We start from the raw sequence: 20,418 nt of genomic DNA on the forward strand, positions 1-20,418 counted from the left end.
TCTTATCCTTTCAGATGCTGCTGGATCAGGCGCAGCGCACCGGCAGCGGAATCGCCTTGCGGATTGACGATACGGCGCAGCATGGACACCGGCAGATACGGGCGCAGTGGCGCGGCCAGTCCGCCGCACAGGGCGATGGGCAGGGTGCCCGTGCGATCCAGCGCATTGCCCATCAGTTCCACCTGACGGCCCGCCTCCAGCAGGATGGCGCGCGCTACTTCATTGCTTTCGCCATGCTGCAGCACCAGCCGCGCCAGCTGGGCGTAATTGGTCTGGCTGGCACGTGCCAGCCAGTTCTGGATCGCCGTGCGTTCGCCGCCGCAGGCCTGCGCCACGTCGTGGCTGAATGCGTCGGCCGGGTGGCGACCGTCGAGCACCTGCTGCACATGGTTGATGGCGCGCAGGCCCATCCACGCGCCGGAAGCTTCGTCGCCTGCAGGGAAACCCCAGCCGCCGACTTCGACATGCACGCCGTCCAGCCGTTTGATTTCGCCTACGCTGCCGGTGCCTAGCGCGATGATGGCGCCCGGCTGGCCGCGATGTGCTCCCAGTACGGTGGTGTGGCCGTCGCTTTCCAGCGCGATGCGGGCGTAGCCGGGATTAGCGGCGACGAATTCGGCCGCCCACTGTCTATTGTGCACGCCGGCCAGACCGAGGCCGATGGCCACGCGGCTACGCTCGGGGATGGCCAGATCGGCTGCGCGGTAGGCCATGGCCGCGGCTTCCTCGACAGCTTTCCATGCGCTGGCGATGCCATGCATGAGGCCGGACGGGCCGCTTACACCTTCTGCCAGTTCTATGCCATCAGTACGTGCCAGACGTACTCTGGTGCCGCTACCGCCGCCATCAACCCCGAGTAAGAATTCGATCATGATTATCTGTGTAAGTCGCCGTGGAAGTCCGGCGTTGAGGGCACTATAGGTGCTTGCAAACCAGCTTGTCAACAGGTATTTAACTGGTATTAAAAAATAATGAAGTGGACTGACAATTGTATGCTTCAAATTTTCTATAAGTAATTGTAATTAAAGGAAATAGTAAAAAATCAGCTGGTATGGGCGAGTGTGGTATTTGCATGCCACTTTGGTCTGCATCTGGTCGGTATCCGGCAGAGTGGGCGGCAGTTGCGCTGCGCAGGCCTTGCTGCAGGCGAAACAAGGCTGGGGAGTAAAGCAGGGGGAGTAAAGCTGGAGGAGGAAAGCGGGGGAAGGTGTCGCTAACGGGCTGGCGGGACATGCGGCGGGGCAGGCGCTAGCGGCCTGCCCCGCAAGGGCTGTGGTGCTTACTGGCTGCTGCGCTGGCCGCGGCGTTCGTAAGTAACGAGCTGGGTGCGCTCGCCCGCATTGCGGCCGGCCTGATTCACCACGGCATTGCCGGGGCCGCGCACCTGCACATCGGTCTGCTGTGCCAATAACTGGCGTGCATTCAGATTGCCGGAGCCGTTCAGCTGCGCCGTCAGCTGGTCGGTGCGGCCATCGAGCTTGATATCGCCGGGGCCCTGTATGCTCAGCTTGACGGATTTGCAGGCCGCTGTTGCGCTCAGATCGCCGGAGCCGCTGAGTTCGGCATCGAGAGTTTCATTCACGCGGTTCAGGTGTATATTGCCCGGACCGCGGCTACGCGCAATGGCGCGGCCTACCTGCAAACTCTGGCCTTCCAGATCGCCAGAGCCGCTCAGTTCGGCGTTGAGCTGGCCTACCGAGCCGCTCAGGATCATGTTGCCGGGGCCCGTCAGCACGGCATGCACGCTGGCCGCCTGCAGGCCGCGCACGGTCAGGTCGCCTGAGCCGCGCACTTCGCCATCGAATTTTTTCAGGTTGCCGGCAATGCAGGCTTCGCCGGGGCCGCGCAGGGCGGCGCTGGCCGCTTCCGTGCTCAGCGTGCATGCATCGAGATCGCCCGAGCCGGTCAGTTCGGCGCGCAGTTCGCCACTACTACCGCGCAGTACGGCGGAACCGGGGCCATGCAGGGCAGCGTTGATACGGGTGGCGTGCAGATCGTCGAGGTGCAGATCCCCCGAGCCGTTCAGCGTCAGGTTCACTTCCTGCGTCATGCCGGCTGCATCGACGTCGCCGGGGCCATTCATGGTCAGGTTCAGGCTGGCGGCTTTCAGCGTGCGCAGGCGCAGGTCGCCGCTGCCGGAGGCTTGCACGCTGAGGTCACGCACGCTGCCGCTGGCATAGATGTCGCCGGAACCTTCGGCATAGACCGCCAGTTGCTGGCCCTGTACGTTCTGCAGTTCGATATCGCCGCTGCCGCTGTTGCGCAGGCTTTTCAGGGTAGTAGCGCTGATGCGTACGGTAACGGGTGGCTTGCTTTCCTTGTTCCAGCTGAAGTTGAAGGTCCAGCCTTTGATCTTGTGGCGCGGCTGGCGTACGGTCAGGGTGTCGCCGCTGACGCTGGTTTCAATCTCGGCCAGTTGGCGGCGCTGGCCGCTCAGTTCTATGCTGGTGCCGGGCTGGTTGCTCACGATCACGTGGAAGGGGCCGTCGATGGCGATATTGCTGAAGGCGGCAACAGTGCGGTTTTCCGTGGCGGTGGCGGTGTCGGTCTTGTTGTCGGCGCGGGCAGGCAGGGCGGCCAGCAGCAGGGTCGCAGCAACGGCGGCAGTCAGCTTGGCAGGCGTGATGGTGGGCTTCATGGCAGTCTCTATCATGGGTAGTGGCGATGGTGAAACGATAAGAGTTTTTGCGCTAACCCGCGGGCTGTTTGGGACGAATGCGCCAATTCGCGGCATCAGCTGCAAAAATGCGCGGCTGAACGGTTTCCCGCAAGCTGCTGTGGCCGCTGCAACAGCGGTTATTTTGACGCATGGAAACAGTATGTGATTTGAATTCAAACTGTCATAATAGGAATCAGCAATTAATCGCCAACAACAGGCTAGTGCCGTTAGCAAAACGTACAGGCTGGCGGCCGCTGTGATGACTGCTATGCCGGGGGTACCTGCGCACGTTTCTGGAGGGCGCACATGATCAAGTATATGGGGACAAAAAATAAGGAAGACGGCTCGGTGCTGTACGTTTTTGTCGTGAATGGTCTGCACAAGGAAATCCGAGAGGGCGCATTGAAACAGCATCCCGGTTGCTATGAAGCCTTGCCTGCCACGGCCAAGGCGCGCATCAGTGCGAACCGTCTGTGGCTGTCCAAAACCTGATGGGCGGGCGCTGGCGTTTATTGCTGGCCGCTGCGGTGCTGGCCGCGCAGGCTGGCCGGGTGCACGCCGTGCCTACCACTTTCGGCACCATTATCGGCAATGGTGTGCTGTGCCGCGACCACACGGATAATCTGTACTTCTACGATTATCTGGTGAAGTTCTTCAAAGAGCCCTACAAGCATGAGGGCGGAGCGTTCTGGTTCAAGACTGACGGTGCCACGCTGTGGGGGATTACCATACCGGAGGTGATGGTCAGTGACGATACCAGTCCGTATATCTTTGTCGGTGCGGTGGCCGAAGCGCCGCCGGAAGATCTGGAAAAAGCCATCATCGCGCAGGTGGGCCACCACTACACCCGCATCGACACGTCGGCCTATCCGGTGCGCGAATCCAAACCGGCCAGCCGGATAGTGTATTTCGATACGCGCTCCAAGATATACTGCGCCAAGTTCAAGCCCATGCCGCCGGTGCAGCCGCCAGCAGTGCAAATGCCGCCCGCGCGTCCGCGGGCGAAATAAGCCTGCTGCTGCGCCCGTGTAGCCCCGACTATGTACACCAACTACTTCCATCTCAAACAATCACCGTTCTCCATTGCTCCGGATCCGCGCTATCTGTTCATGAGCGAACGCCATCGCGAAGCGCTGGCGCACCTGCTGTATGGCGTGGGCTGCGGCGGCGGTTTCGTGCTGCTCACCGGCGAAATCGGCGCGGGCAAGACCACCGTGTGCCGCTGCTTCATGGAGCAGATTCCCGAGAACTGCAAGCTGGCCTACATCTTCAATCCCAAGTTGTCGGTGGAAGAATTGCTGCTGTCGATCTGCGACGAATTCGGCATCGTGCTGCCGGCACAGAGTGCGGGCGCGGTGAGCGTCAAGACTTATGTGGACGCCATCAATGCCTATCTGCTGGCTAGTCACGCGCAGGGGCGCAACAATGTGCTGATCATCGACGAGGCGCAGAATCTGTCAGCCGCCGTGCTGGAACAACTGCGTCTGCTGACCAATCTGGAAACCAGCGAGCGCAAGCTGCTGCAGATTATTCTGATCGGCCAGCCCGAACTGCGCAGCATGGTGGCGCAGCCGGAACTGGAGCAGCTGGCGCAGCGCGTGATTGCGCGTTACCACCTCGGTTCGCTGACTGCCGCCGAAACAGCGGCCTATGTCGAGCACCGGCTGGCGGTAGCAGGCGCGGTGGCGACAGCGCCTTTCCCGCGTCCGCTGATGCCGCTGCTGCACAAGCTGACCAAAGGTGTGCCGCGCCGTATCAATCTGCTGTGCGACCGCGCGCTGCTGGGCGCGTATGTGGAAAACCAGCCGCAGGTGTCGCGCACCATCTTGCGCAAGGCCGCCGCCGAAGTATTTGCCAGCACCGAGGCCGGTGCAGCAGGCGCCGCGCCGGCACGCTGGCCTTTGCTGGCAGCCGGTGTGCTTGGCGGCGTGGCGCTCAGCGCTGCGGTGTGGCTGGGCGTGGGCAGGGGAGCAGCTGGCGGGCCTGCGCCTGTCGTCGCGGCGCCAGCGGCATCTGCCGCTGCGGCAGTGCAGCTTGCAGCGCCCGCTGGCGCGGCGCTTGCGTCTGCCCATCCTGCGGCGAGTGCAGTAGCTGGCAGCGCAACAGCTGCCAGCGCAGCAGCCGGCTTTACCCAGTCCGAGGCCGTGCGTGCACTGGCGGCGCGGTGGGAACTCAAGCTGCCCGATGGCGAGCCGTGCGCCCTGTCGGCGCGCCTGAACCTGCGCTGTCTGACGGCCAGGGGCGGACTGGAAGAACTGCGCCAGCTGGACCGGCCTGCCGTGCTGACGCTGCATGACGATCCGGTCCGGCCGAATTATCTGCTACTGACGGCGCTAGACGATGAGTATGCGACGCTGGCTGGTGCCGATGGCAAACCTCAGCGGATCAAGCTGGCCGCGCTGGAGGCCCGCTACGGTGGCGAATTCACCACGTACTGGCGCGCGCCCCGTGCCTGGCGCGATGAAGTGTCGGCAGGCGATAAAGGGCCCGATGTGGACTGGCTGGCCAAACGGCTGGCGCAGATCTATGGCCTGAAAAAGCCGGTAGAGGGACAGCCGCTGAATGCTGCCCTGCGCGCACGCCTGACGGAGTTCCAGAACGAGCAGCATCTGAAGGCAGACGGCGTGGCCGGACCGAAAACATTTATCCGCCTGTATCAGCAGGGTGGGGTGCGCGAACCGCGCTTGCTGTCAGCGGAGGGGAAATAGATGTCGTACATACTGGAAGCGCTGAAGAAAGCGCAGGCGGAAAGACAGCTAGGCAGCGCACCGACGCTGCATGGGGCAAGCATGCAGGCGCCGTCGCTGGCTGCGGCGCTGCCATGGTGGCGCCGTCCGCTGGTGCTGGCTGCCCTGCTGATGGCAGTGGTGATCGTGGCATTGCTGGTATTGCTGCTGCGTCCCGTGCCCAGCGCCACACCAGCCGTGCTTGCGGCCAGCGCACAGCAGGCAACGCCGGCAACGGATTCTGCCGCCCGCACCGGACAGGAAGCGCCAGCCAAGGTGGTCGCCTCGCCTGCGCCTCTGCCTGCGCCCTTGCCGCTGCCGGACGCGAATGCCGGTATTGCGCCGCGTAGCGCGGATGCTGCCAGCACAGTGCCGGCATCGCCTGGCGCCAACCAGGCCGCCGCTAATCGGGTAACTTCGTCTGCAACTGCGCCTGCTTCGACGGGGAACGCCAGCAAGCCTGCCGCCATCGCCCGCGTCAACGAAGAACCGGTGCTCAATCTGCGCGAATTGCCCGAGCCGATACAGCGCGCCATACCGAGTATCAGCGTGGGCGGCTACATCTATTCGCCGAATCCGGCCGATCGGCTGCTATTGATCGACAAGGTGCTGCGCCATGAAGGCGAAGAAGTGGCGCCCGGGCTGGTGCTGGAAAAACTGCAGCCGCGCGAAGCGGTATTCAGCTTCAGGGGCTATCGCTACCGCGTGCCTTACTAGGCCTGTCATCAAGGCGTCACGCGGTGCTGATATTTTTACATCATTGATCTTCTCGCACGGATTTATGATGAAATACCTGAAATTGATGCCCCTGCTGATCGCCGCAGCTTTCGCGATGCCACGTGCGCATGCCGCCAATAATGATGTCTCGCCTGCAGGTGGCAGTTCCCATGCGGCGCTGTGGATAGGTATTAGCGTGCTACTGCTGGGTGGCAGCCAGCGCCGCAACGAACCGTTCAAGCGGCTGGACGAATAAGTTCCTGACGGAACGCGACAGGGCATGCTGCGTATAATGGCGGCAACCTGATTTCGCGGAGTCGTAATATGCAGAAGCACGTTGGTGGCCAGCTCTCTCCCGTGCTGGTGGTGACCGGCACTTCCGGTAGCGGCAAGACCACCTTGCTGGAATTTCTCATCGCCAGTCTGGCTGCCGAAGGTGTGCGCATCAATATGATCAAGCACAGCCATCACGACATCGAACTGGAGCCGCCGCGCAAGGATAGCGCGCGTCTGCGTCTGGCCGGTGCCGCCGAGGTGATGGTGGCATCGCCGTATCGTGTTTCCATCGTGCAGGAATTGCGCGGCGCGCCCGAGCCTACGCTGGAGCAGCAACTGGCACGCATGTCGCCCGCCGACCTGACGCTGCTGGAGGGTTTCAAGTCCGACCCCGTCCCCAAGCTGGAAGTGTATCGCCCGGAAGTGGGCAAGCCGCCTCTGTATCCCCATGATCCGTATATTTACGCTGTTGCTTCAGATCAAACCCGTCCAGCCGATCTGCCCCGGCATCTGGTCTGGCTTGATCTGAACCAGCGCGAGACGGTGCTGGACTGGGTGCGGAATTACTGCAAAGAATCGAAATAAAAATCAGCGCTGGGGCCTAAAGTTTGATCCGGCACGTCCGTAAATGAAGTGATACCCCTTAATGGAGGATTTCATGGACATTACAGGCATTGCCCAGACTGCCAGCACCATTGCTGACACTGGCACCAAGCAGGCCGTAGGCGTGGCCGTGTTGAAAAAAGCTCAGGATATACAGGCTTCCAGCGCCAGTGCGCTGATCGAAGCGATTCCACCTGTACCTTCGGCACCGAATCTGCCTTCGCACCTCGGCAACACCATCAATACCACGGCCTGAGCGCCGTCGTCTCTGCCGCTGCGGCCCTGCCTGTCAGGCTGGCCGTGCCGGTGCGCGTGTGCGCGCCATCTCGGCGCGACATAGCCGCTAAGGCGGTTTTTCCTCTCCCGAAAAAAAATTTGAAAAAAGTGTGTAAGGTCACGCCCTCGTGCTGCGACTACGGTACAGTTGCACACGGTTGTGCAGCATAACGACACTTTTACTTTCGAGGAGATTCACCATGAACAAACGTCAAGCTCTGATCGCCGCCGCACTGGCCACCGTATGCGCCGCTTCCGTGACGCAGGCTTCCGCAGCAGCCGCTGCCGACGACAAGGAAAAATGCTATGGCGTTGCCAAGGCAGGTGCTAACGATTGCGCTACCGGCGCCCACTCCTGCGCAGGCCAGGCCAAGATGGACAATGCTCCGGCCGAATGGAAATTCGTGGCCAAAGGTACGTGCGAAAAAGCTGGCGGCAAAACCATGCCTCCTTCCAAGTAATTGTTTTCCGGGCGCAGCGCTATGACGTTGATAAGCAGTGCAGCGCCCGTCGCCGGTGTGGGCGTCGGGCTGAGAACGCCTCACTACCGGCAGTTTCTGGAACAGCGGCCCCGAGTGGGCTGGCTGGAAGTACACACGGAGAATTATCTGGATCAGGGCGGCTGGGACAGCCATGTGCTGGAACAGTTGCGCCATGATTACCCCATCAGTCTGCATGGCGTCGGTCTGGGGCTGGGTTCGGCGCGCGGTTTTTCGCCGCAGCATCTGCAGCGCGTGCGGGCGCTGGTCGAGCGCGTGCAGCCTGCGCTAGTGTCCGAGCACCTGTGCTGGAGCGCCGTGGCGGACCGCCAGCTGAACGATCTGCTACCCATCACGCTGGACCACACTGCGCTCGATCTGCTCAGCGCCCGGGTACAGCAAGTGCAGGATGTGCTCAAGCGGCAGATTTTGCTGGAAAATGTTTCGACCTATTTGCGCTACCGCCATGACGCCATGAGCGAGGCAGAGTTTCTGGCCGCGCTAGTGGCCCGTACCGGCTGCGCACTGCTACTCGATGTCAATAATCTGTACGTCAACCAGTGCAATCACGGCGAGGATGCCCGCGCCGCGATGGCGGCAATCGCCCCTGGCACGGTAGGGGAAATCCATCTGGCCGGCCATCTGGTGACGCCGCAGGCCGTGATCGATCATCACGGCGCGCCCATCAGCGCCGAAGTCTGGCAGCTGTATCAGCTCGCCTTGCAGCGCTTTGGCGCCGTTCCTACGCTGATCGAATGGGATACCGATGTGCCGCCGCTGGAAGTGCTGTTGGCCGATGCGGCGCAGGCCGAAGTCATGCAGGCACAGCACGTAGCGCCGCAGCTGCTGGTGCCGTCTGCCATCACCGCTGGTGCAGCGCAGGATGTTGCCGCGCTGGCCGCTAGCCAGCAGACGTTCACTGCAGCGCTGTTCGATCCTGCCCGCAGTCCGGCCGCACTGGACCTGTTCAAAGGCGAACAGAACGAACACCGGCTGGCGCTGTATCGCGGCAACCTGACGGTGGGCTGGTACAAGATACTGGCCTCGGCCTATCCGGTGATCCGCCAGCTAGTCGGCGAGGAATTCTTCGAAGGACTGACCCGCGCCTATGGCCATGTGCATCCGTCCGACAACCCTGACCTGAACTGTTTCGGCGCCCGCTTTGCTGCCTTCCTGCGCAGCTTTCCTCCGGTGGCCGAACTGCCGTATCTGCCCGATATGGCGGAGCTCGAGTGGGCGCTGCACTGCGCCCACTATGCCGAATCGGCCAGCACTCTGAGCGCAGCCGACATGGCGCGCCTGACGCCCGGGCAGATGGAGGAGCTGCACCTGCGTCTGGCGCCTGCCTGCACCTTGCTGGCGCCTGCATGGACGGTGCTCGCTAGCTGGTGTGCCCATCAGCCTGACGCCGGGGTAGAACCTTATGCGCCGGTGTCAGGCCGCGAGTTCGGACTGGTGTGCCGGCCGCAATGGCGGGCCCGCCTGTTAACGCTGACCCCGGCCAGCCATGCCGCGCTATCCGTACTGGCAGCAGGTGCTACGCTGGGCGCGGCACTCGATGCGGCCTTCGATTGCGATGCGGAGTTCGATTTTGCCGCGAACTTGCAACAGTGGCTGGTGAGCGAAATTTTTGTCAGGATAGTGCGCTAATTCCGACCAAGCTAATTTGGGAGGAAATCATGGCAGGTTTATGGGCATTGCATCAGCGTAGTCTGGTGCTCGATCACAAGCTGACGCAATGGGGCGGCGCAGCGCTGGGACTGTTCCTGCGCCTATACGTGGGCTGGCAGTTCTTCAAGGCAGGCATGGTCAAGGTTGCCGACTGGGGCGCCACGCTGGCGCTGTTTCGCGAGGAATACCATGTGCCCTTGCTGCCGCCGGAACTGGCAGCCTATCTGGGCGCGGCAGGGGAGCTGGTGCTGCCCGTGCTGCTGTTTGGCGGGCTGCTGTCGCGTCCCGCAGCACTGGCTTTGTTGCTGGTGAATGCAATGGCGGTATTGTCCTACCCGCAGCTGTTCAGCTTCGAGTGTCCTGCTGCCATCAATGATCATTTCTACTGGGGCGTGATGCTGCTGGCGCTGCTGGTGTATGGTCCGGGCAAAATTTCGCTCGACCATGGGCTGGCACAGCGAGCCCGCTAGTGCACTAGTGGTGAAGTGCGAGCGGCGGGGTGCTTAGTGGCGTTTGAAAGCGCGCAGCAGACGCGCTTCACCCGTCAGGTCCTGATGCAGCAGGCTGGCGGCGCGGGTCAGTTCTATCATGCGCTCCACCTGGATATCTTCGAAGCGCGCCAGTTCGTCCATGGCGTAGTGCAGGGCTTGCGCCAGCCGCGTGCGCGCATTCTGATATAGCTGGCTGTGATAGGCGTTGGTATTGTTGAGCAAATCCTCGGCATTTTCTATCACTTGCCGTAAGTCTTCAAGTAAGCGTTCCTGCGTTTGCAGTTTCACTTCAGGATCGTCCATGACGTACCCCTGCTTAACAAAAATGGTGACAGAACTGCCGAGTACACAGTTCCACTATAGTTCACAAACGTGCAATCCGCTGGTGCGGCCTCGATTGCCGTGCAAACCGTAGTATAGCTAACTATTTCCACAATGCAATAAGTGTTATCCAGCTTGCACACTGATCTGCACGTCGCCGAGCGTGACGATCTGACCGGCGCGGATTTTGGCCGTCTTGCGCAATTCCTTTTTGCCATCGACTTTGACGCTGCCTCCGGCTACCAGCATTTTGCCAGCGCCGCCGCTGTCACACAGGCCCACCAGCTTAAGTAACTGATTTAGCTCAACAAACTCACCGTTCAATTCGAAACTGACTTTTTGCATATTTTCCTCTGTTGCTATGATGGGAACGCGAGGCGTTCCGCCCGCCGGACTGGCGCACGGGTGGCAGTGTACTCCATGTGGGTTGTATGCCTGAGTTTGCTGTCGAGAAAAGTATTGACTATGCTGTAATCAGAGTCAGCAGAAGTCGTGCTAGCGCCGGTCATGTGACCGGCAGGAGAACCATCATGGATAAGGCTATCGTTCGTCTGGGCATGGGCTGCCTGATGCTGCTGCCGGTCCTGCCTGCGGCAGGGGCAGAAGCGGAGGCAGGCGATAGCAGGCTGGCTGCAAGCCGTGCGCGCTTGCAGCTGGGCAGGCTGCCGGTGCCGCTGGCAGCGCTGGATCCGCTCGGCCCCACCCTCAATGCTCCCGCTCAGCGCTTTCTGACCAGCGCCGAATTCGAGCGCAGACTCGGTGCTGCGGTGGGCACGGTCAGCATAGGTGTGCTGCGCGAGGCCGCCAGCGTGACGGGGCCCCAGCAAAGTCCGGCGCTGGCCATGTACAACCGTCCCAGCACCAGTTTTACTGCCGCCACGCTCGGTTATGCGCTCACGCCGCATGCGTCCGTCACGGCCATGGTTTCGGCGGCCCGCACCGAAGGGCTGGGTGCGCCCGATAGCCTGCTGGCGCAAGTGTCGTCGGTGCGCACGCTGGCCTACAGCCTGTCGTGGGCGCGGCGCCAGTGGCTGTTGCCGGGCGATAGTCTGACGCTGACGCTGTCGGTGCCGGCACGGGTGCGCAGCGGTACCTTGGCCGGCAGCGGCAGTGTGGCGCTGACGGGGGAACCCGGTGCGCTACCGTATGGCACGGCCATGCTGAACCTGCGTCCCACGGCGACCGAGCATGATGTGGAATTGCGCTACACCCTGCGGCCCGGCGGGGTGGCGCATCAGGGCAGGCTGAGCGCTGCCATCATGTGGCGCGTGCATCCGGGCCATGATGCCGCAGCGCAGCCCGAATATCTGCTGGGGCTACGCTACGTGCAGGGCTTCTAGCCCTGCGCGCCGGGGCGCGTCATGGCGAGCGGGTCTATCCAGCGGGCAAACTGCTCGGCGCTGACATAGCCCAGTTCCAGCGCGGCCTGCTGCAAGGTGCTGCCTTCATGCTGCGCCTTTTTGGCGATGGCGGCGGCCTTGTCGTAGCCGATATGGGGCGCCAGCGCCGTGACCAGCATTAGCGAACGTTCCATCAGTTCGGCGATGCGCTCCTGCTGCGCGGCGATGCCGATCACGCAATGATGCGCGAAACTGCGCATGCCGTCGGCCAGCAGGCGGGTGCTTTGCAGGAAGTTGTGGGCGATCAGCGGCTTATACACATTGAGTTCGAAATTGCCCGAAGCGGCGCCCATGCTGATGGCCACATCGTTGCCCATCACCTGACAGCACAGCATGGTCAGCGCTTCGCACTGGGTAGGGTTAACCTTGCCCGGCATGATGGAGCTGCCCGGTTCGTTTTCCGGTATGCTGATTTCGCCCAGGCCGGAGCGGGGGCCGGAAGCCATCCAGCGGATATCATTGGCGATTTTCATCAGGGCCGTGGCCAGTGTTTTCAGTGCGCCATGGGCCAGGACCAGGGCATCGTGGCCGGCCAGTGCCGCAAATTTGTTGTCGGCAGTCCGGAAGGGCAGAGCTAAGGTGCTGGCCAGTTGGGCAGCAATGCGGCTGGCAAATTCCGCATGGGCATTCAGGCCCGTGCCCACCGCCGTGCCGCCAGCAGCCAGTTGCAGCACCCCGGGCAGCACCTGCCGGATTGCCTGTTCGGCGAAATCGAGCTGGGCCACGTAGCCGGAGAACTCCTGCCCTAGCGTGAGCGGGGTGGCATCCTGTAAATGGGTGCGGCCGATTTTGACGATGGCGGCAAACTCCTGCGCCTTGGCATCGAGACTGCTGCGCAGCTGGCGCAAGGCGGGCAGAACCTGCGTAGTCAGTGCAAGGGCCGCTGCTACATGCATGGCGGTGGGGAAAATGTCGTTCGAGGACTGGCCTTTGTTGACGTCGTCGTTAGGATGCAGCAAGCGCCCTGTGCCCCGCTTGCCGCCCAGCAGTTCGGAAGCGCGGTTAGCCAGTACTTCGTTCATATTCATATTGGTCTGGGTGCCGGAGCCAGTCTGCCATACCGCCAGCGGAAATTCGTCTGCATGCTGTCCTGCCAGTACTTCATCGGCAGCCTGCATGATGGCTAGCGCCTTGTCGGCGGGCAGCAGGCCCAGATCGCGGTTGACGCTGGCCGCCGCATGCTTGACGCTGGCCAGCGCATGCAGCAGTTGCGGTGCCATGCGCTCGCTGGAAATGGCAAAGTGTTCGAGCGAGCGCTGGGTCTGCGCACCCCACAGCCGCGCGGCGGGCACTTCGATAGGGCCAAAGCTGTCGTGTTCGGTACGAGTATCCATGGGGCATCCTTTATAAGGCCGGCAAACTTATCCATTTGATCATCTGCAGCTAGTGTAGCCTAGCTGCGAAAAATTAACCGAGGGCTACAAAACGGGGAAAAATTGCCGTTATAGCTGATACACTTTTAGCATTTGCGTCCAGACGCACCCGACATGCAGCGCTCATCACTATTGACCTCTCTCACCGCGATCGCCGGCAGCTTGCTGCTGGCTACGGCTGCCCCTGCAGCCGAGCTGGGGGATATCGCGGTGCGTTCCTACATCGGCCAGCCTTTGTCGGCGGATATCGAACTGGTGCAGTTAGCGCCGGACGAAGCGGCCAGCCTGCAAGTGCGGCTGGCGCAGGAAAACGTCTATCGCGGTGCGAATATCAGCATGAATCCGGCGCTCGCCGGGCTGCACATGGTGATCGTGCGGCGCGACGGCCGCCAGTATCTGCGCGTGAGCACCACGCGGCCTATCGAGGCCGACTACCTGCATCTGTTTCTTGAGCTGAGCGGTGCCGGACGGCAGGAAGTACGGGCGGCGACTGTCTGGCTGCAGGCTGATCCGAATCCCGGCGGGCGTGCCGGCGCCAGTCCCATGGCCGCCGTGGGCAGTCCGGCGCCGGCGCCTTTGCCGCCAGCACCAGTGTCCGCCACTGAGCCCAGTCATGCCGAGTCAGGGCGTTCGCGTGCTGCGCCCATGCCATCGCTGCATGAATCCGAAGTCGGGGTGGCGGGCGGCCTGCGCGCCAGTGCGCCTGCGCGACGCGTGGCTCCGGTCAGCAAGCCCGCAGCGAGCAGAAGCGTCAGCGCGGCCGAACAGGTGGCGCCGGCGGCAGATGGCGCGGTGCCGGCTCATGTGGCGCAAGCCTTGCTGCCTATGCCTAACTTGCCTCTGCCCAAGGGGGTAAAACGTGCACCGGCTCCGGCGGCATGCTCGGCAAGTCCGGCGCTTGCGGCCAAAGAATGCGCAGCGTTTGATGCCCACAGTCAGGAATTAAACAGCAAGCTGAGCGAACTGGAAGGCAAGCTGAAAGTGTTACAGGGCGCATTGGGCGGGGTTGCGGCGGCTAAAGGTGCTGCTCCGGCAGCGCTACCTGCTGCCCATGGCAAGCCTGCGAGTGCGTCCGCAACGGCCTCGGCAAGCGTGACATCGTCGGCTGCAGCCAAACTGCCGGCTTCGGCCAGCACTGCGGCGAGTTTGGCTGCTAGCGCCGCCGAACCGGCGGCTTCTGCTGCGGGCGAAGCCGCTGGCGGGGAACGCTGGGTGCCGCCACCGGGTGTGCAGGGCGAGCTGGCTAAAGCCCGTGCTGCGGCGGCGGCCCATGGCGAGGCGAGCGAGGCGGCTGCGGCATCAGCATCCGCCTCGGCTGAAGCATCGGCGGCGGCTTCTGGCGCGGCCAGCGACGTTGCTTCCGGTCCGGTGAAAAAAGTAAAAGTTCTGCCTAAGCTGAAATACAAGAAAGAAAAACCCCCTGAGCCAGCGACTGGCAGCAGCAATCTCCCCCTGATTGCTGCTGGCGCGGGTGTGGTGCTGCTGGTGCTTGGTCTGGCGGGCTGGCTGTTCTGGCGCAAAAAGCGCGGCGCTCCCCCATTAAAAATCGGACAACTTTTCCGCAAGAAAAAGGCTACCGAAGCGGAAGTGAAGCATGAGGAGGCGCCGCCTCTGGAAGAAGTGACGCCGGAATCGCTGATGCAGCAGTAGGCCGCTGCAGGAGGGAAACTGTTCCGGCGCTCAGTCCGGACCAAAAAAAGCGCCGTGAAGGCGCTTTTTTGCTGGGCGGGTGCCGGATCAGGCAGCCATGCCGGGAATGTTGTTCATCCAGGGTTCGGTGACGTCGCGGATAGCGCGGTCGTTGGCCAGTATCTGTTTCAGCAGGTCGATTTTACGCTGGCGCTGGGCACCGCTCAGGGCAGGAACGCCGGTGCTGATGGCGCGGCTTTCGGCAGCGCAGCGGTTTTCCAGCTTGCCCAGACTATCCCAGTCACCCATGCGAGCGGCGGCAGCCATGTGATTGGTCATACCGGCAATATTTTCGTACATCGAGAGGACTTCGCTGGAGGTCATATTCGCACCCTGGCTGGTTAGGCGGATTACCGCATGTCCAGATTAACGTCGGGGTGGGCGGGAACTTTAGGGTCTTTTTCAAATATTTTTGAAAAAAAGTGAAAAAAAACCGCCCGCTGGTGATTCGGACGGTTTTTGTTATTTATTGGACACTATTCTTTGGCTGTTTTGCCCGGTTTTTACTTCACCAGCTCTTCCAGACCCGCCGAAAGCTCATCGGGCGATGGCATTTCGTCTATCAATGCATCGTCATCGAGTCCCAGTTCCTCGGCCAGATCGGTCGGGTAGCAGGCGGCGATTTCTTCGGCGCTCAGCTGGGCCTGTTCTACACGGGCACGCCAAGCCGCCAGTGCCACCACGGCGGCCAGCCGGTTCAGCTCGCCGTTTTGATGCGGTTCGGGGAAGGCGGCGATGGTTTCCGCAAAGGTGGGCGGGAATTTCCAGCGCCGTGCCAGTTCCGCGCCCACGTCGGCAAAGGTGTAGCCGAAGGAAGCCTGTTCGGCATCGAGGCGGCGCGCGTCCAGCGGGCCGGCAATCTTGTCCAGCGCCATGGCCTGCTCGGCCATGGCCGAGTGGATTACCAGCTGGCCGATGCCGTGCATCATGCCGATGGTGAAGGCGAGGTCGGTGTTCTCCTTGGTCTTTTTGGCGATCCATTTGGCCGCAACGGCTGTGTGCAGGCTGTAACGCCAGAACTGTTTGAGATCGAGTCCCGGCACGGTCTTGAAGCCGCTGACCAGCCCGGAGCTGATCACCAGCGTACGCACGGTGACAAAGCCCAGCATGAGTACTGCATCTTCTACCGTGCCGATGCTGCGCGACACGTGGTAGTAGGCCGAGTTGGCCAGACGCAGTAATTTCGCGCTCAGTACAGGATCAGTCGCCAGCTTCTTGGCAATTTCTTCCGTCGAAACGCTGGCTTTATCGAAACTACTGATCAGCTCTTCAACCACCTTGGGCGCGGTGGGCAACGCAGTGGGATTCTGGAACAGTGCATCAAGCTTCATATGGAATTCTCCTGTTGAAAGGGCGCGTTGCTGTTTGCTAACTATATAGCGATTCCCCAGGCGAAAGAAACAAATTTGTTACGCCAGCGTATCTTTTCTGCGAGTCGATTCAAGCCTGCTAGTGGCTGTTGCGATGCCGCATCGAAGTTAGCCGTTCGCAGCGTGTGCTGGCGCACGGATCACAAGGTTGCGACCGCCTATATTGGTGCGTATGCACATAGCGCAACGCTGTGTGTTCCGTGGTTTTAATGTTGATACAGGAGTTGACCATGAACAAAGATCAGGTAAAAGGCAAAGCCCGTGAAGTGCGCGGCAAGGTGCAGCAGGAAGTAGGCAAGCTGGTGGGTAGCGGCGAACAGCAGGCCAAAGGACTGGGCCAGCAGGCCGCCGGCAAATTGCAGAAGAGTCTGGGCGATGCCAAGGAGGCCGTGAAGGATCTCGCCAAGGGTAATCGCAATTAATTGCGGCCACTCATAAAGCAACAGCCGCAGGCACGGTGGCCTGCGGCTGTTGCTGGCAGTAGCGGAGAGGTGCCCGCTAATTAGTTGGTTTCAGGCTTGAGGTTTTTCTTGAAGAAGGCTTCGATGTAGCCATACACGTGGCGTTGCGGGCCGCGACCGGAGATGCCGTGCTTGGCGCCCGGATAGGTCATCAGCTCGAAATGGACATTGCGCTTCACCAGTGCATCGATCATGCGCGTGGTGTTGGTGAACAGTACGTTGTCATCGGCCATGCCGTGGATCAGCAGCAGCGGCGATGTCAGACCGTCGAGGTGCGAGTACACGCCAGCCGATACATAGCCTTGCGGATTTTCTTTAGGCGTGCCCATGAACTGTTCCGTGTAGTGGGTGTCGTACAGTGCCCAGTCGGTCACCGGTGCAACGGAGACGCCCATGGCGATCTTGTCCGAGGCTTCTGCCAGCAGGCGCAGCGTCATGAAGCCGCCATAGCTCCAGCCGAACACGCCGATGCGCTTGGCATCCACATAGCTCTGCTGGCCCAGCCACTCGATGCCGCTCAGCTGGTCTTCCACTTCCACCTTGCCCAGATTGTGATAGTTGGCGTCGGTGAAGGCGCGTTCGCGGCGCGACGAGCCCCGGTTATCCAGACGCCAGACGATGAAGCCTTGCTGGGCCATGTACTGGTCGAACAGATTGCCCCAGCGGCGCGCGACGTGCTGCGAGTGCGGACCGCCGTAGGTGGACAGATACACCGGATACTTTTTCATGACGCTAAAGCCGCTAGGCTTGATCATCGAGTAGTACAGGGTCTGGCCGTCTTTCGACTTCAGCGTGCCGTATTCCGTTTTCAGGTGGGCATCGAGGTATTTGCCGTAAGGATGGCTGGCATTGAGCTCGTTGCGTTCCAGCCAGCTCACCATGCTGCCGTCCGGACGGCGGATACTCACTTGCGGTGGCAGGTCGGGATTCGAATAGGTATCGACGAACACTTCGCCATTGCGGGCAAAGGCGGCATCGTGCCAGCCGTCGCCCTGGGTGATGCGGGCGGGCTTGCTGGCCGTGCTGCCATCGAGTTTCAGCGCATAGGTCTGGCTATCGACCACGGCATCGCGGTTCGACTGCACGAACACGCGGCCGCTTTTTTCATCCACTGCCAGCACGCGGTCTATGCCCCACTCGCCGCTGGAAATGGCGTTCAGCTGCTTGCCGTTCATGTCGTACAGGTAGAGGTGCTTGCGGCCCGTGCGCTCGGACGACCAGATGAAACGGTCGCCGGACAGGAAGCGCAGATCGTCGAAGATGCTGACCCAGGTCGGCGAAGTTTCCGTCACCAGCAGGCGCTGCGCCAGCGTGGCGGCGTCGACGGCGATCAGTTCGAGCTTCTTCTGGTCGCGGCTCTGGCGCTGGAACAGCAGGGACTTGGCATTGGCGCTCCAGTCGGCGCGCACCAGATAGATGTCGGCATTGCTGCCCAGATCGACGTTGCGGATCTCGCCCGTGACTGGCGAGACGATGTGCAGGCTGACCAGCGCATTCGGGTCGCCGGCAGCCGGGTAGCGCTGTTCGACCACGTCGGTGCGGTCGGCGAAGATTTCGAAGCGGCGCGCCACCGGCACCGGTGCTTCGTCGTAGCGCTTGTAGGCAATTGCGCTATCGTCGGGAGCCCAGTAATAGCCGCTGGTCTGGCCCATTTCTTCCTGTGCCACGAATTCCGCTTCGCCGTTATGCACGGTGTCTTTGCCGTCGGTGGTCAGCTGCTTTTCCTTGCCCGTGCTCAGATCGATCACGTACAGATTCTGGTCGCGCACGAAGGAAACGTAGCGGCCTTTCGGCGAGATTTTCGGATCGAGCACATTGCCCGACGCGACCATGCGCGCCGCGTCAGGCTTGCTGGCATCGATCAGATAGAGATTGCCCGCAATCGGCACCAGCAGCTGCTTGCCATCGGGCGACCAGCTGTAGCTGAGGATGCCTTTCAGGCTGGCCGTGCGCTCGCGTTCGCGGCGGGCTTTTTCGGCGGCGGACAGGTTCTCGTCCGGCACCAGTATCTTGGAATCGACCAGACGGTGGGTCGATTTATCCTTCAGGCTGAATTCCCACAGGTCGAGCTGGAACTGGTTGTCTTCGCGGCCACGCAGAAAGGTCACGCGGGCGCCGTCGGGCGACACTTTCAGGCTGCGCACACCGGGGCCGCTCAGCGACGGGTCGGAATGCAGTCGGTCGAGCGTGAGTTTTTCAGCAGAAGCCTGGGCTCCGGTCAGGAGGGCCAGAAAGCAGAGTATGAAGCGCATGGCGGGGAGTAGTCTCAGGTTGACGGAATCCGAGACGATACCAGAGCAGGCCGGTCATGGCGAGATGGCAATGTTCTGAATCTACGGGTGAAAACCGTTTTTCCTTCGGCGCCATGTATGCCGATTTCGCCGTCCTTGCGCCTAGTCTGGCTGACCCTGCGCACGCTGCAGCGACAGGCGGTGCAGCGCCCAGCTCAGCAGCAGGGCAGCAACCGTCAGGCCGATCACCAGCGCGATCCAGAAACCCTGCGCTGCCATGGGCTGGGCCGGGCGCCACGGCAGCCATGCCGGCGCCAGTCCCAGCCAGCAGCCCAGCGGCAGGGCAAAGCCCCAGAAGGCCAGCAGCTGGATCTGCATGGGCTGGCGCGTCACCTTGTAGCCGCGTATGGCGCAGGAGGTAGCCACCTGCGTGGCGTCGGACAGCTGGAACAGGGCAGCGAGCAGCAGCAGGGAAGCGCACAGCGCCTGCACGGCGAGGTCGGAAGTATACGCAGCGGCGATCTGATGGCGCGCCAGCACGATAAATAGTGCCGACAGGGCGCCAAAGGCCAGCGACATGGCTACGCCTACCCACGCCACAAAGCGGGCCCGCTGCGGATTGCCTTCACCTACCGCGTGGCCCACGCGGGTAATCAGGGCAATGCCGAAACTGAGCGGTACCATGAACACCAGCGAAGTAAAGTTCAGCGCGATCTGGTGTGCCGAAATCTGCACGGCGCCGAAGCGCGCCACCAGCAGGCTGATGGAACCGAAGGCACTGACTTCGGCAAAATAGGTGATGCCGATGGGGAGCCCCAGCTTGAGCATGTTGCGGATTTCCGGCCAGTGCGGGCCCTCCCAGTGCGTGAAGGGATAGGTGGGGCGGTAGGCGGGCGCCAAGCGTATCCATGCCAGCATGGCGAACAGCATCAGCCACATGCACAGGGCAGTGGAGATGGCGCAGCCTATACCGCCCACGGCGGGCAGGCCCCAGTTGCCGAATATGAGCAGCCAGTTGCTGAGCACATTGAAACCCAGCCCCAGCAGGGCGATCACCATGACCGGCTTGGTCTGGTTGATGCTGGTGCTGTAGCCGTACAGGGCGCGGTAGGCGGCAAACGGCGGCAGGCCGAAGCTGATGATGTGCACGAACCGCGCGGCCTGCTGGTGCACATACGGCGTCAGTTGCAAGTGATCGAACAGCAGCGTGGCCAGATTAGCCAGCAGCATGGCCAGCACGCCGATACCGGCCGCTTTCCACAGCGACTGGCGCACGGCATGGGGGATTTTGCCTAGTTCGCCGCCGCCCACGTCGTGCGCGACGATGCTGTTTATTGCCATCATGATGCCGCTGACCGTCACCAGTATGATGGACCAGATCGACGTGCCCAGCGCCACCGCCGCCAGTTCGTCGGCGCTGGCGTGGCCCGTCATGGCCACATCGGCCACCCCCATGCCCACCGTCGCCAGCTGGCCGATCAGCATGGGCCAGGACAGCGCCCAGAGTGCGGCGATTTCGTGACGTAGATTGTGCAGGGTGAATTTGTGCGGCATGGATAGTAGTGGCAGTAGGGGGCAGAGCGGCGCGCTGGAATGGCGGCCATTCTAGCGCGCTGTCCGGGGCTTTGTCTTACAAATTCTTGCAAATTGGGCATGGCTGGCCGTCAGCCTGAGT

Annotated in this window: 23 protein-coding genes; 14 read left to right on the plus strand and 9 right to left on the minus strand. The window is 61.9% G+C overall.

From position 1 onward, the window contains the following. Nucleotides 1–2 precede the first annotated feature (2 nt). Together GTP27_RS11920 and GTP27_RS11925 are read right to left on the minus strand one after the other, a co-directional pair. Nucleotides 3–872, minus strand: a complete 870-nt coding sequence (locus GTP27_RS11920; protein ID WP_161039400.1) for a glucosamine kinase nucleotide-binding domain-containing protein — start codon at nucleotides 870–872, stop codon at nucleotides 3–5. A 407-nt stretch (nucleotides 873–1,279) separates the two neighbouring features. Beyond that, nucleotides 1,280–2,638 (minus strand): GIN domain-containing protein, encoded by a 1,359-nt coding sequence (locus GTP27_RS11925; protein WP_161039401.1) that lies wholly within the window; start codon nucleotides 2,636–2,638, stop codon nucleotides 1,280–1,282. On the opposite strand from GTP27_RS11925, the gene GTP27_RS11930 reads away from it, so the two are divergent. From GTP27_RS11930 to GTP27_RS11980, 11 genes are all read left to right on the plus strand, one after another. Further along, nucleotides 2,637–2,825: a hypothetical protein gene (locus tag GTP27_RS11930; RefSeq protein ID WP_161039402.1), complete on the plus strand. Its 189-nt coding sequence runs from the start codon at nucleotides 2,637–2,639 to the stop codon at nucleotides 2,823–2,825. The genes GTP27_RS11925 and GTP27_RS11930 overlap by 2 nt on opposite strands. 140 nt (nucleotides 2,826–2,965) lie before the next feature. After that, on the plus strand, nucleotides 2,966–3,151 hold the full coding sequence (locus GTP27_RS11935; protein ID WP_161039403.1) for a hypothetical protein: 186 nt from the start codon (nucleotides 2,966–2,968) through the stop codon (nucleotides 3,149–3,151). Continuing rightward, nucleotides 3,133–3,669 carry a hypothetical protein gene (locus GTP27_RS11940; RefSeq protein WP_371865916.1) on the plus strand — a complete coding sequence of 179 codons (537 nt, stop codon included), beginning with the start codon at nucleotides 3,133–3,135 and terminating at the stop codon, nucleotides 3,667–3,669. Before GTP27_RS11935 ends, GTP27_RS11940 begins: the two co-directional genes overlap by 19 nt. A 30-nt stretch (nucleotides 3,670–3,699) precedes the next feature. Continuing rightward, nucleotides 3,700–5,367, plus strand: coding sequence for an ExeA family protein (locus GTP27_RS11945; RefSeq protein WP_161039404.1), 1,668 nt, complete (start codon nucleotides 3,700–3,702; stop codon nucleotides 5,365–5,367). Next, nucleotides 5,368–6,102, plus strand: a complete 735-nt coding sequence (locus GTP27_RS11950; protein ID WP_161039405.1) for a general secretion pathway protein GspB — start codon at nucleotides 5,368–5,370, stop codon at nucleotides 6,100–6,102. A 67-nt stretch (nucleotides 6,103–6,169) separates the two neighbouring features. Further along, nucleotides 6,170–6,358: a hypothetical protein gene (locus GTP27_RS11955; protein WP_161039406.1), complete on the plus strand. Its 189-nt coding sequence runs from the start codon at nucleotides 6,170–6,172 to the stop codon at nucleotides 6,356–6,358. A gap of 68 nt (nucleotides 6,359–6,426) precedes the next feature. Further along, nucleotides 6,427–6,963, plus strand: a complete 537-nt coding sequence (gene mobB / locus GTP27_RS11960; protein ID WP_161039407.1) for a molybdopterin-guanine dinucleotide biosynthesis protein B — start codon at nucleotides 6,427–6,429, stop codon at nucleotides 6,961–6,963. Between the two features lie 73 nt (nucleotides 6,964–7,036). Next, complete coding sequence (locus tag GTP27_RS11965) at nucleotides 7,037–7,237, plus strand: YjfB family protein (protein ID WP_161039408.1); 201 nt, start codon at nucleotides 7,037–7,039, stop codon at nucleotides 7,235–7,237. 220 nt (nucleotides 7,238–7,457) lie between these two features. Then, nucleotides 7,458–7,718, plus strand: a complete 261-nt coding sequence (locus GTP27_RS11970) for a BufA1 family periplasmic bufferin-type metallophore (RefSeq protein WP_161039409.1) — start codon at nucleotides 7,458–7,460, stop codon at nucleotides 7,716–7,718. A 21-nt stretch (nucleotides 7,719–7,739) separates the two neighbouring features. Then, entirely contained in the window at nucleotides 7,740–9,386 is a 1,647-nt protein-coding gene (bufB, locus tag GTP27_RS11975) for an MNIO family bufferin maturase (RefSeq protein WP_161039410.1), read from the plus strand. Between the two features lie 29 nt (nucleotides 9,387–9,415). Continuing rightward, the gene (locus tag GTP27_RS11980; RefSeq protein WP_161039411.1) at nucleotides 9,416–9,877 is read left to right on the plus strand and encodes a DoxX family protein; all 462 of its coding nucleotides are present in this window, start codon (nucleotides 9,416–9,418) and stop codon (nucleotides 9,875–9,877) included. A gap of 33 nt (nucleotides 9,878–9,910) precedes the next feature. On the opposite strand, the gene GTP27_RS11985 is transcribed toward GTP27_RS11980, so the two are convergent. Both GTP27_RS11985 and GTP27_RS11990 read right to left on the minus strand, forming a co-directional pair. Beyond that, entirely contained in the window at nucleotides 9,911–10,201 is a 291-nt protein-coding gene (locus GTP27_RS11985) for a hypothetical protein (RefSeq protein ID WP_161039412.1), read from the minus strand. Between the two features lie 144 nt (nucleotides 10,202–10,345). Next, the gene (locus GTP27_RS11990; protein WP_161039413.1) at nucleotides 10,346–10,564 is read right to left on the minus strand and encodes an RNA-binding S4 domain-containing protein; all 219 of its coding nucleotides are present in this window, start codon (nucleotides 10,562–10,564) and stop codon (nucleotides 10,346–10,348) included. A 185-nt stretch (nucleotides 10,565–10,749) separates the two neighbouring features. Here GTP27_RS11990 and GTP27_RS11995 point away from each other — a divergent pair, with 185 nt between their 5' ends. After that, nucleotides 10,750–11,559, plus strand: a complete 810-nt coding sequence (locus tag GTP27_RS11995; RefSeq protein ID WP_161039414.1) for a hypothetical protein — start codon at nucleotides 10,750–10,752, stop codon at nucleotides 11,557–11,559. Here the strand turns inward: GTP27_RS11995 and fumC are convergent. Continuing rightward, nucleotides 11,556–12,953, minus strand: coding sequence for a class II fumarate hydratase (gene fumC / locus GTP27_RS12000; RefSeq protein WP_161039415.1), 1,398 nt, complete (start codon nucleotides 12,951–12,953; stop codon nucleotides 11,556–11,558). The two genes, GTP27_RS11995 and fumC, sit on opposite strands and share 4 nt — an antisense overlap. 171 nt (nucleotides 12,954–13,124) lie before the next feature. Between fumC and GTP27_RS12005 the strand changes: the two genes are divergently transcribed. After that, nucleotides 13,125–14,642 (plus strand): type IV pilus assembly protein FimV, encoded by a 1,518-nt coding sequence (locus GTP27_RS12005; RefSeq protein WP_161039416.1) that lies wholly within the window; start codon nucleotides 13,125–13,127, stop codon nucleotides 14,640–14,642. An 87-nt stretch (nucleotides 14,643–14,729) separates the two neighbouring features. Here the strand turns inward: GTP27_RS12005 and GTP27_RS12010 are convergent, their stop codons facing one another. Continuing rightward, entirely contained in the window at nucleotides 14,730–15,005 is a 276-nt protein-coding gene (locus GTP27_RS12010) for a flagellar protein FliT (RefSeq protein ID WP_161039417.1), read from the minus strand. 179 nt (nucleotides 15,006–15,184) lie between these two features. After that, nucleotides 15,185–16,012, minus strand: coding sequence for an HDOD domain-containing protein (locus tag GTP27_RS12015; RefSeq protein ID WP_161039418.1), 828 nt, complete (start codon nucleotides 16,010–16,012; stop codon nucleotides 15,185–15,187). Between the two features lie 269 nt (nucleotides 16,013–16,281). On the opposite strand from GTP27_RS12015, the gene GTP27_RS12020 reads away from it, so the two are divergent. Continuing rightward, the gene (locus GTP27_RS12020; RefSeq protein WP_161039419.1) at nucleotides 16,282–16,473 is read left to right on the plus strand and encodes a CsbD family protein; all 192 of its coding nucleotides are present in this window, start codon (nucleotides 16,282–16,284) and stop codon (nucleotides 16,471–16,473) included. 80 nt (nucleotides 16,474–16,553) lie between these two features. Here GTP27_RS12020 and GTP27_RS12025 read toward each other — a convergent pair whose 3' ends face one another. Together GTP27_RS12025 and GTP27_RS12030 are read right to left on the minus strand one after the other, a co-directional pair. Further along, entirely contained in the window at nucleotides 16,554–18,764 is a 2,211-nt protein-coding gene (locus GTP27_RS12025) for a S9 family peptidase (RefSeq protein ID WP_161039420.1), read from the minus strand. A 141-nt stretch (nucleotides 18,765–18,905) separates the two neighbouring features. Further along, nucleotides 18,906–20,297: an MATE family efflux transporter gene (locus GTP27_RS12030; protein WP_161039421.1), complete on the minus strand. Its 1,392-nt coding sequence runs from the start codon at nucleotides 20,295–20,297 to the stop codon at nucleotides 18,906–18,908. Between the last annotated feature and the right edge of the window lie 121 nt (nucleotides 20,298–20,418).

This window comes from Duganella qianjiadongensis, from assembly GCF_009857915.1.
In the GTDB taxonomy this organism is placed as follows: domain Bacteria; phylum Pseudomonadota; class Gammaproteobacteria; order Burkholderiales; family Burkholderiaceae_D; genus Rugamonas; species Rugamonas qianjiadongensis.

Excerpts from the sequence above, each read along its gene's own strand:
- GTP27_RS11955 (WP_161039406.1), top strand. The coding sequence starts at position 6,170 with ATGAAATACCTGAAATTGATGCCCCTGCTGATCGCCGCAGCTTTCGCG.
- GTP27_RS12015 (WP_161039418.1), bottom strand. The coding sequence starts at position 16,012 with ATGAAGCTTGATGCACTGTTCCAGAATCCCACTGCGTTGCCCACCGCG.
- GTP27_RS11980 (WP_161039411.1), top strand. The coding sequence starts at position 9,416 with ATGGCAGGTTTATGGGCATTGCATCAGCGTAGTCTGGTGCTCGATCAC.
- GTP27_RS11920 (WP_161039400.1), bottom strand. The coding sequence starts at position 872 with ATGATCGAATTCTTACTCGGGGTTGATGGCGGCGGTAGCGGCACCAGA.
- GTP27_RS11965 (WP_161039408.1), top strand. The coding sequence starts at position 7,037 with ATGGACATTACAGGCATTGCCCAGACTGCCAGCACCATTGCTGACACT.
- GTP27_RS11925 (WP_161039401.1), bottom strand. The coding sequence starts at position 2,638 with ATGAAGCCCACCATCACGCCTGCCAAGCTGACTGCCGCCGTTGCTGCG.
- fumC (WP_161039415.1), bottom strand. The coding sequence starts at position 12,953 with ATGGATACTCGTACCGAACACGACAGCTTTGGCCCTATCGAAGTGCCC.
- GTP27_RS11945 (WP_161039404.1), top strand. The coding sequence starts at position 3,700 with ATGTACACCAACTACTTCCATCTCAAACAATCACCGTTCTCCATTGCT.
- GTP27_RS11935 (WP_161039403.1), top strand. The coding sequence starts at position 2,966 with ATGATCAAGTATATGGGGACAAAAAATAAGGAAGACGGCTCGGTGCTG.
- GTP27_RS12010 (WP_161039417.1), bottom strand. The coding sequence starts at position 15,005 with ATGACCTCCAGCGAAGTCCTCTCGATGTACGAAAATATTGCCGGTATG.
- GTP27_RS12025 (WP_161039420.1), bottom strand. The coding sequence starts at position 18,764 with ATGCGCTTCATACTCTGCTTTCTGGCCCTCCTGACCGGAGCCCAGGCT.
- GTP27_RS12030 (WP_161039421.1), bottom strand. The coding sequence starts at position 20,297 with ATGCCGCACAAATTCACCCTGCACAATCTACGTCACGAAATCGCCGCA.
- GTP27_RS11970 (WP_161039409.1), top strand. The coding sequence starts at position 7,458 with ATGAACAAACGTCAAGCTCTGATCGCCGCCGCACTGGCCACCGTATGC.
- GTP27_RS11995 (WP_161039414.1), top strand. The coding sequence starts at position 10,750 with ATGGATAAGGCTATCGTTCGTCTGGGCATGGGCTGCCTGATGCTGCTG.
- GTP27_RS11930 (WP_161039402.1), top strand. The coding sequence starts at position 2,637 with ATGGCAGTCTCTATCATGGGTAGTGGCGATGGTGAAACGATAAGAGTT.
- GTP27_RS11985 (WP_161039412.1), bottom strand. The coding sequence starts at position 10,201 with ATGGACGATCCTGAAGTGAAACTGCAAACGCAGGAACGCTTACTTGAA.
- GTP27_RS11950 (WP_161039405.1), top strand. The coding sequence starts at position 5,368 with ATGTCGTACATACTGGAAGCGCTGAAGAAAGCGCAGGCGGAAAGACAG.
- mobB (WP_161039407.1), top strand. The coding sequence starts at position 6,427 with ATGCAGAAGCACGTTGGTGGCCAGCTCTCTCCCGTGCTGGTGGTGACC.
- bufB (WP_161039410.1), top strand. The coding sequence starts at position 7,740 with ATGACGTTGATAAGCAGTGCAGCGCCCGTCGCCGGTGTGGGCGTCGGG.
- GTP27_RS12020 (WP_161039419.1), top strand. The coding sequence starts at position 16,282 with ATGAACAAAGATCAGGTAAAAGGCAAAGCCCGTGAAGTGCGCGGCAAG.
- GTP27_RS11990 (WP_161039413.1), bottom strand. The coding sequence starts at position 10,564 with ATGCAAAAAGTCAGTTTCGAATTGAACGGTGAGTTTGTTGAGCTAAAT.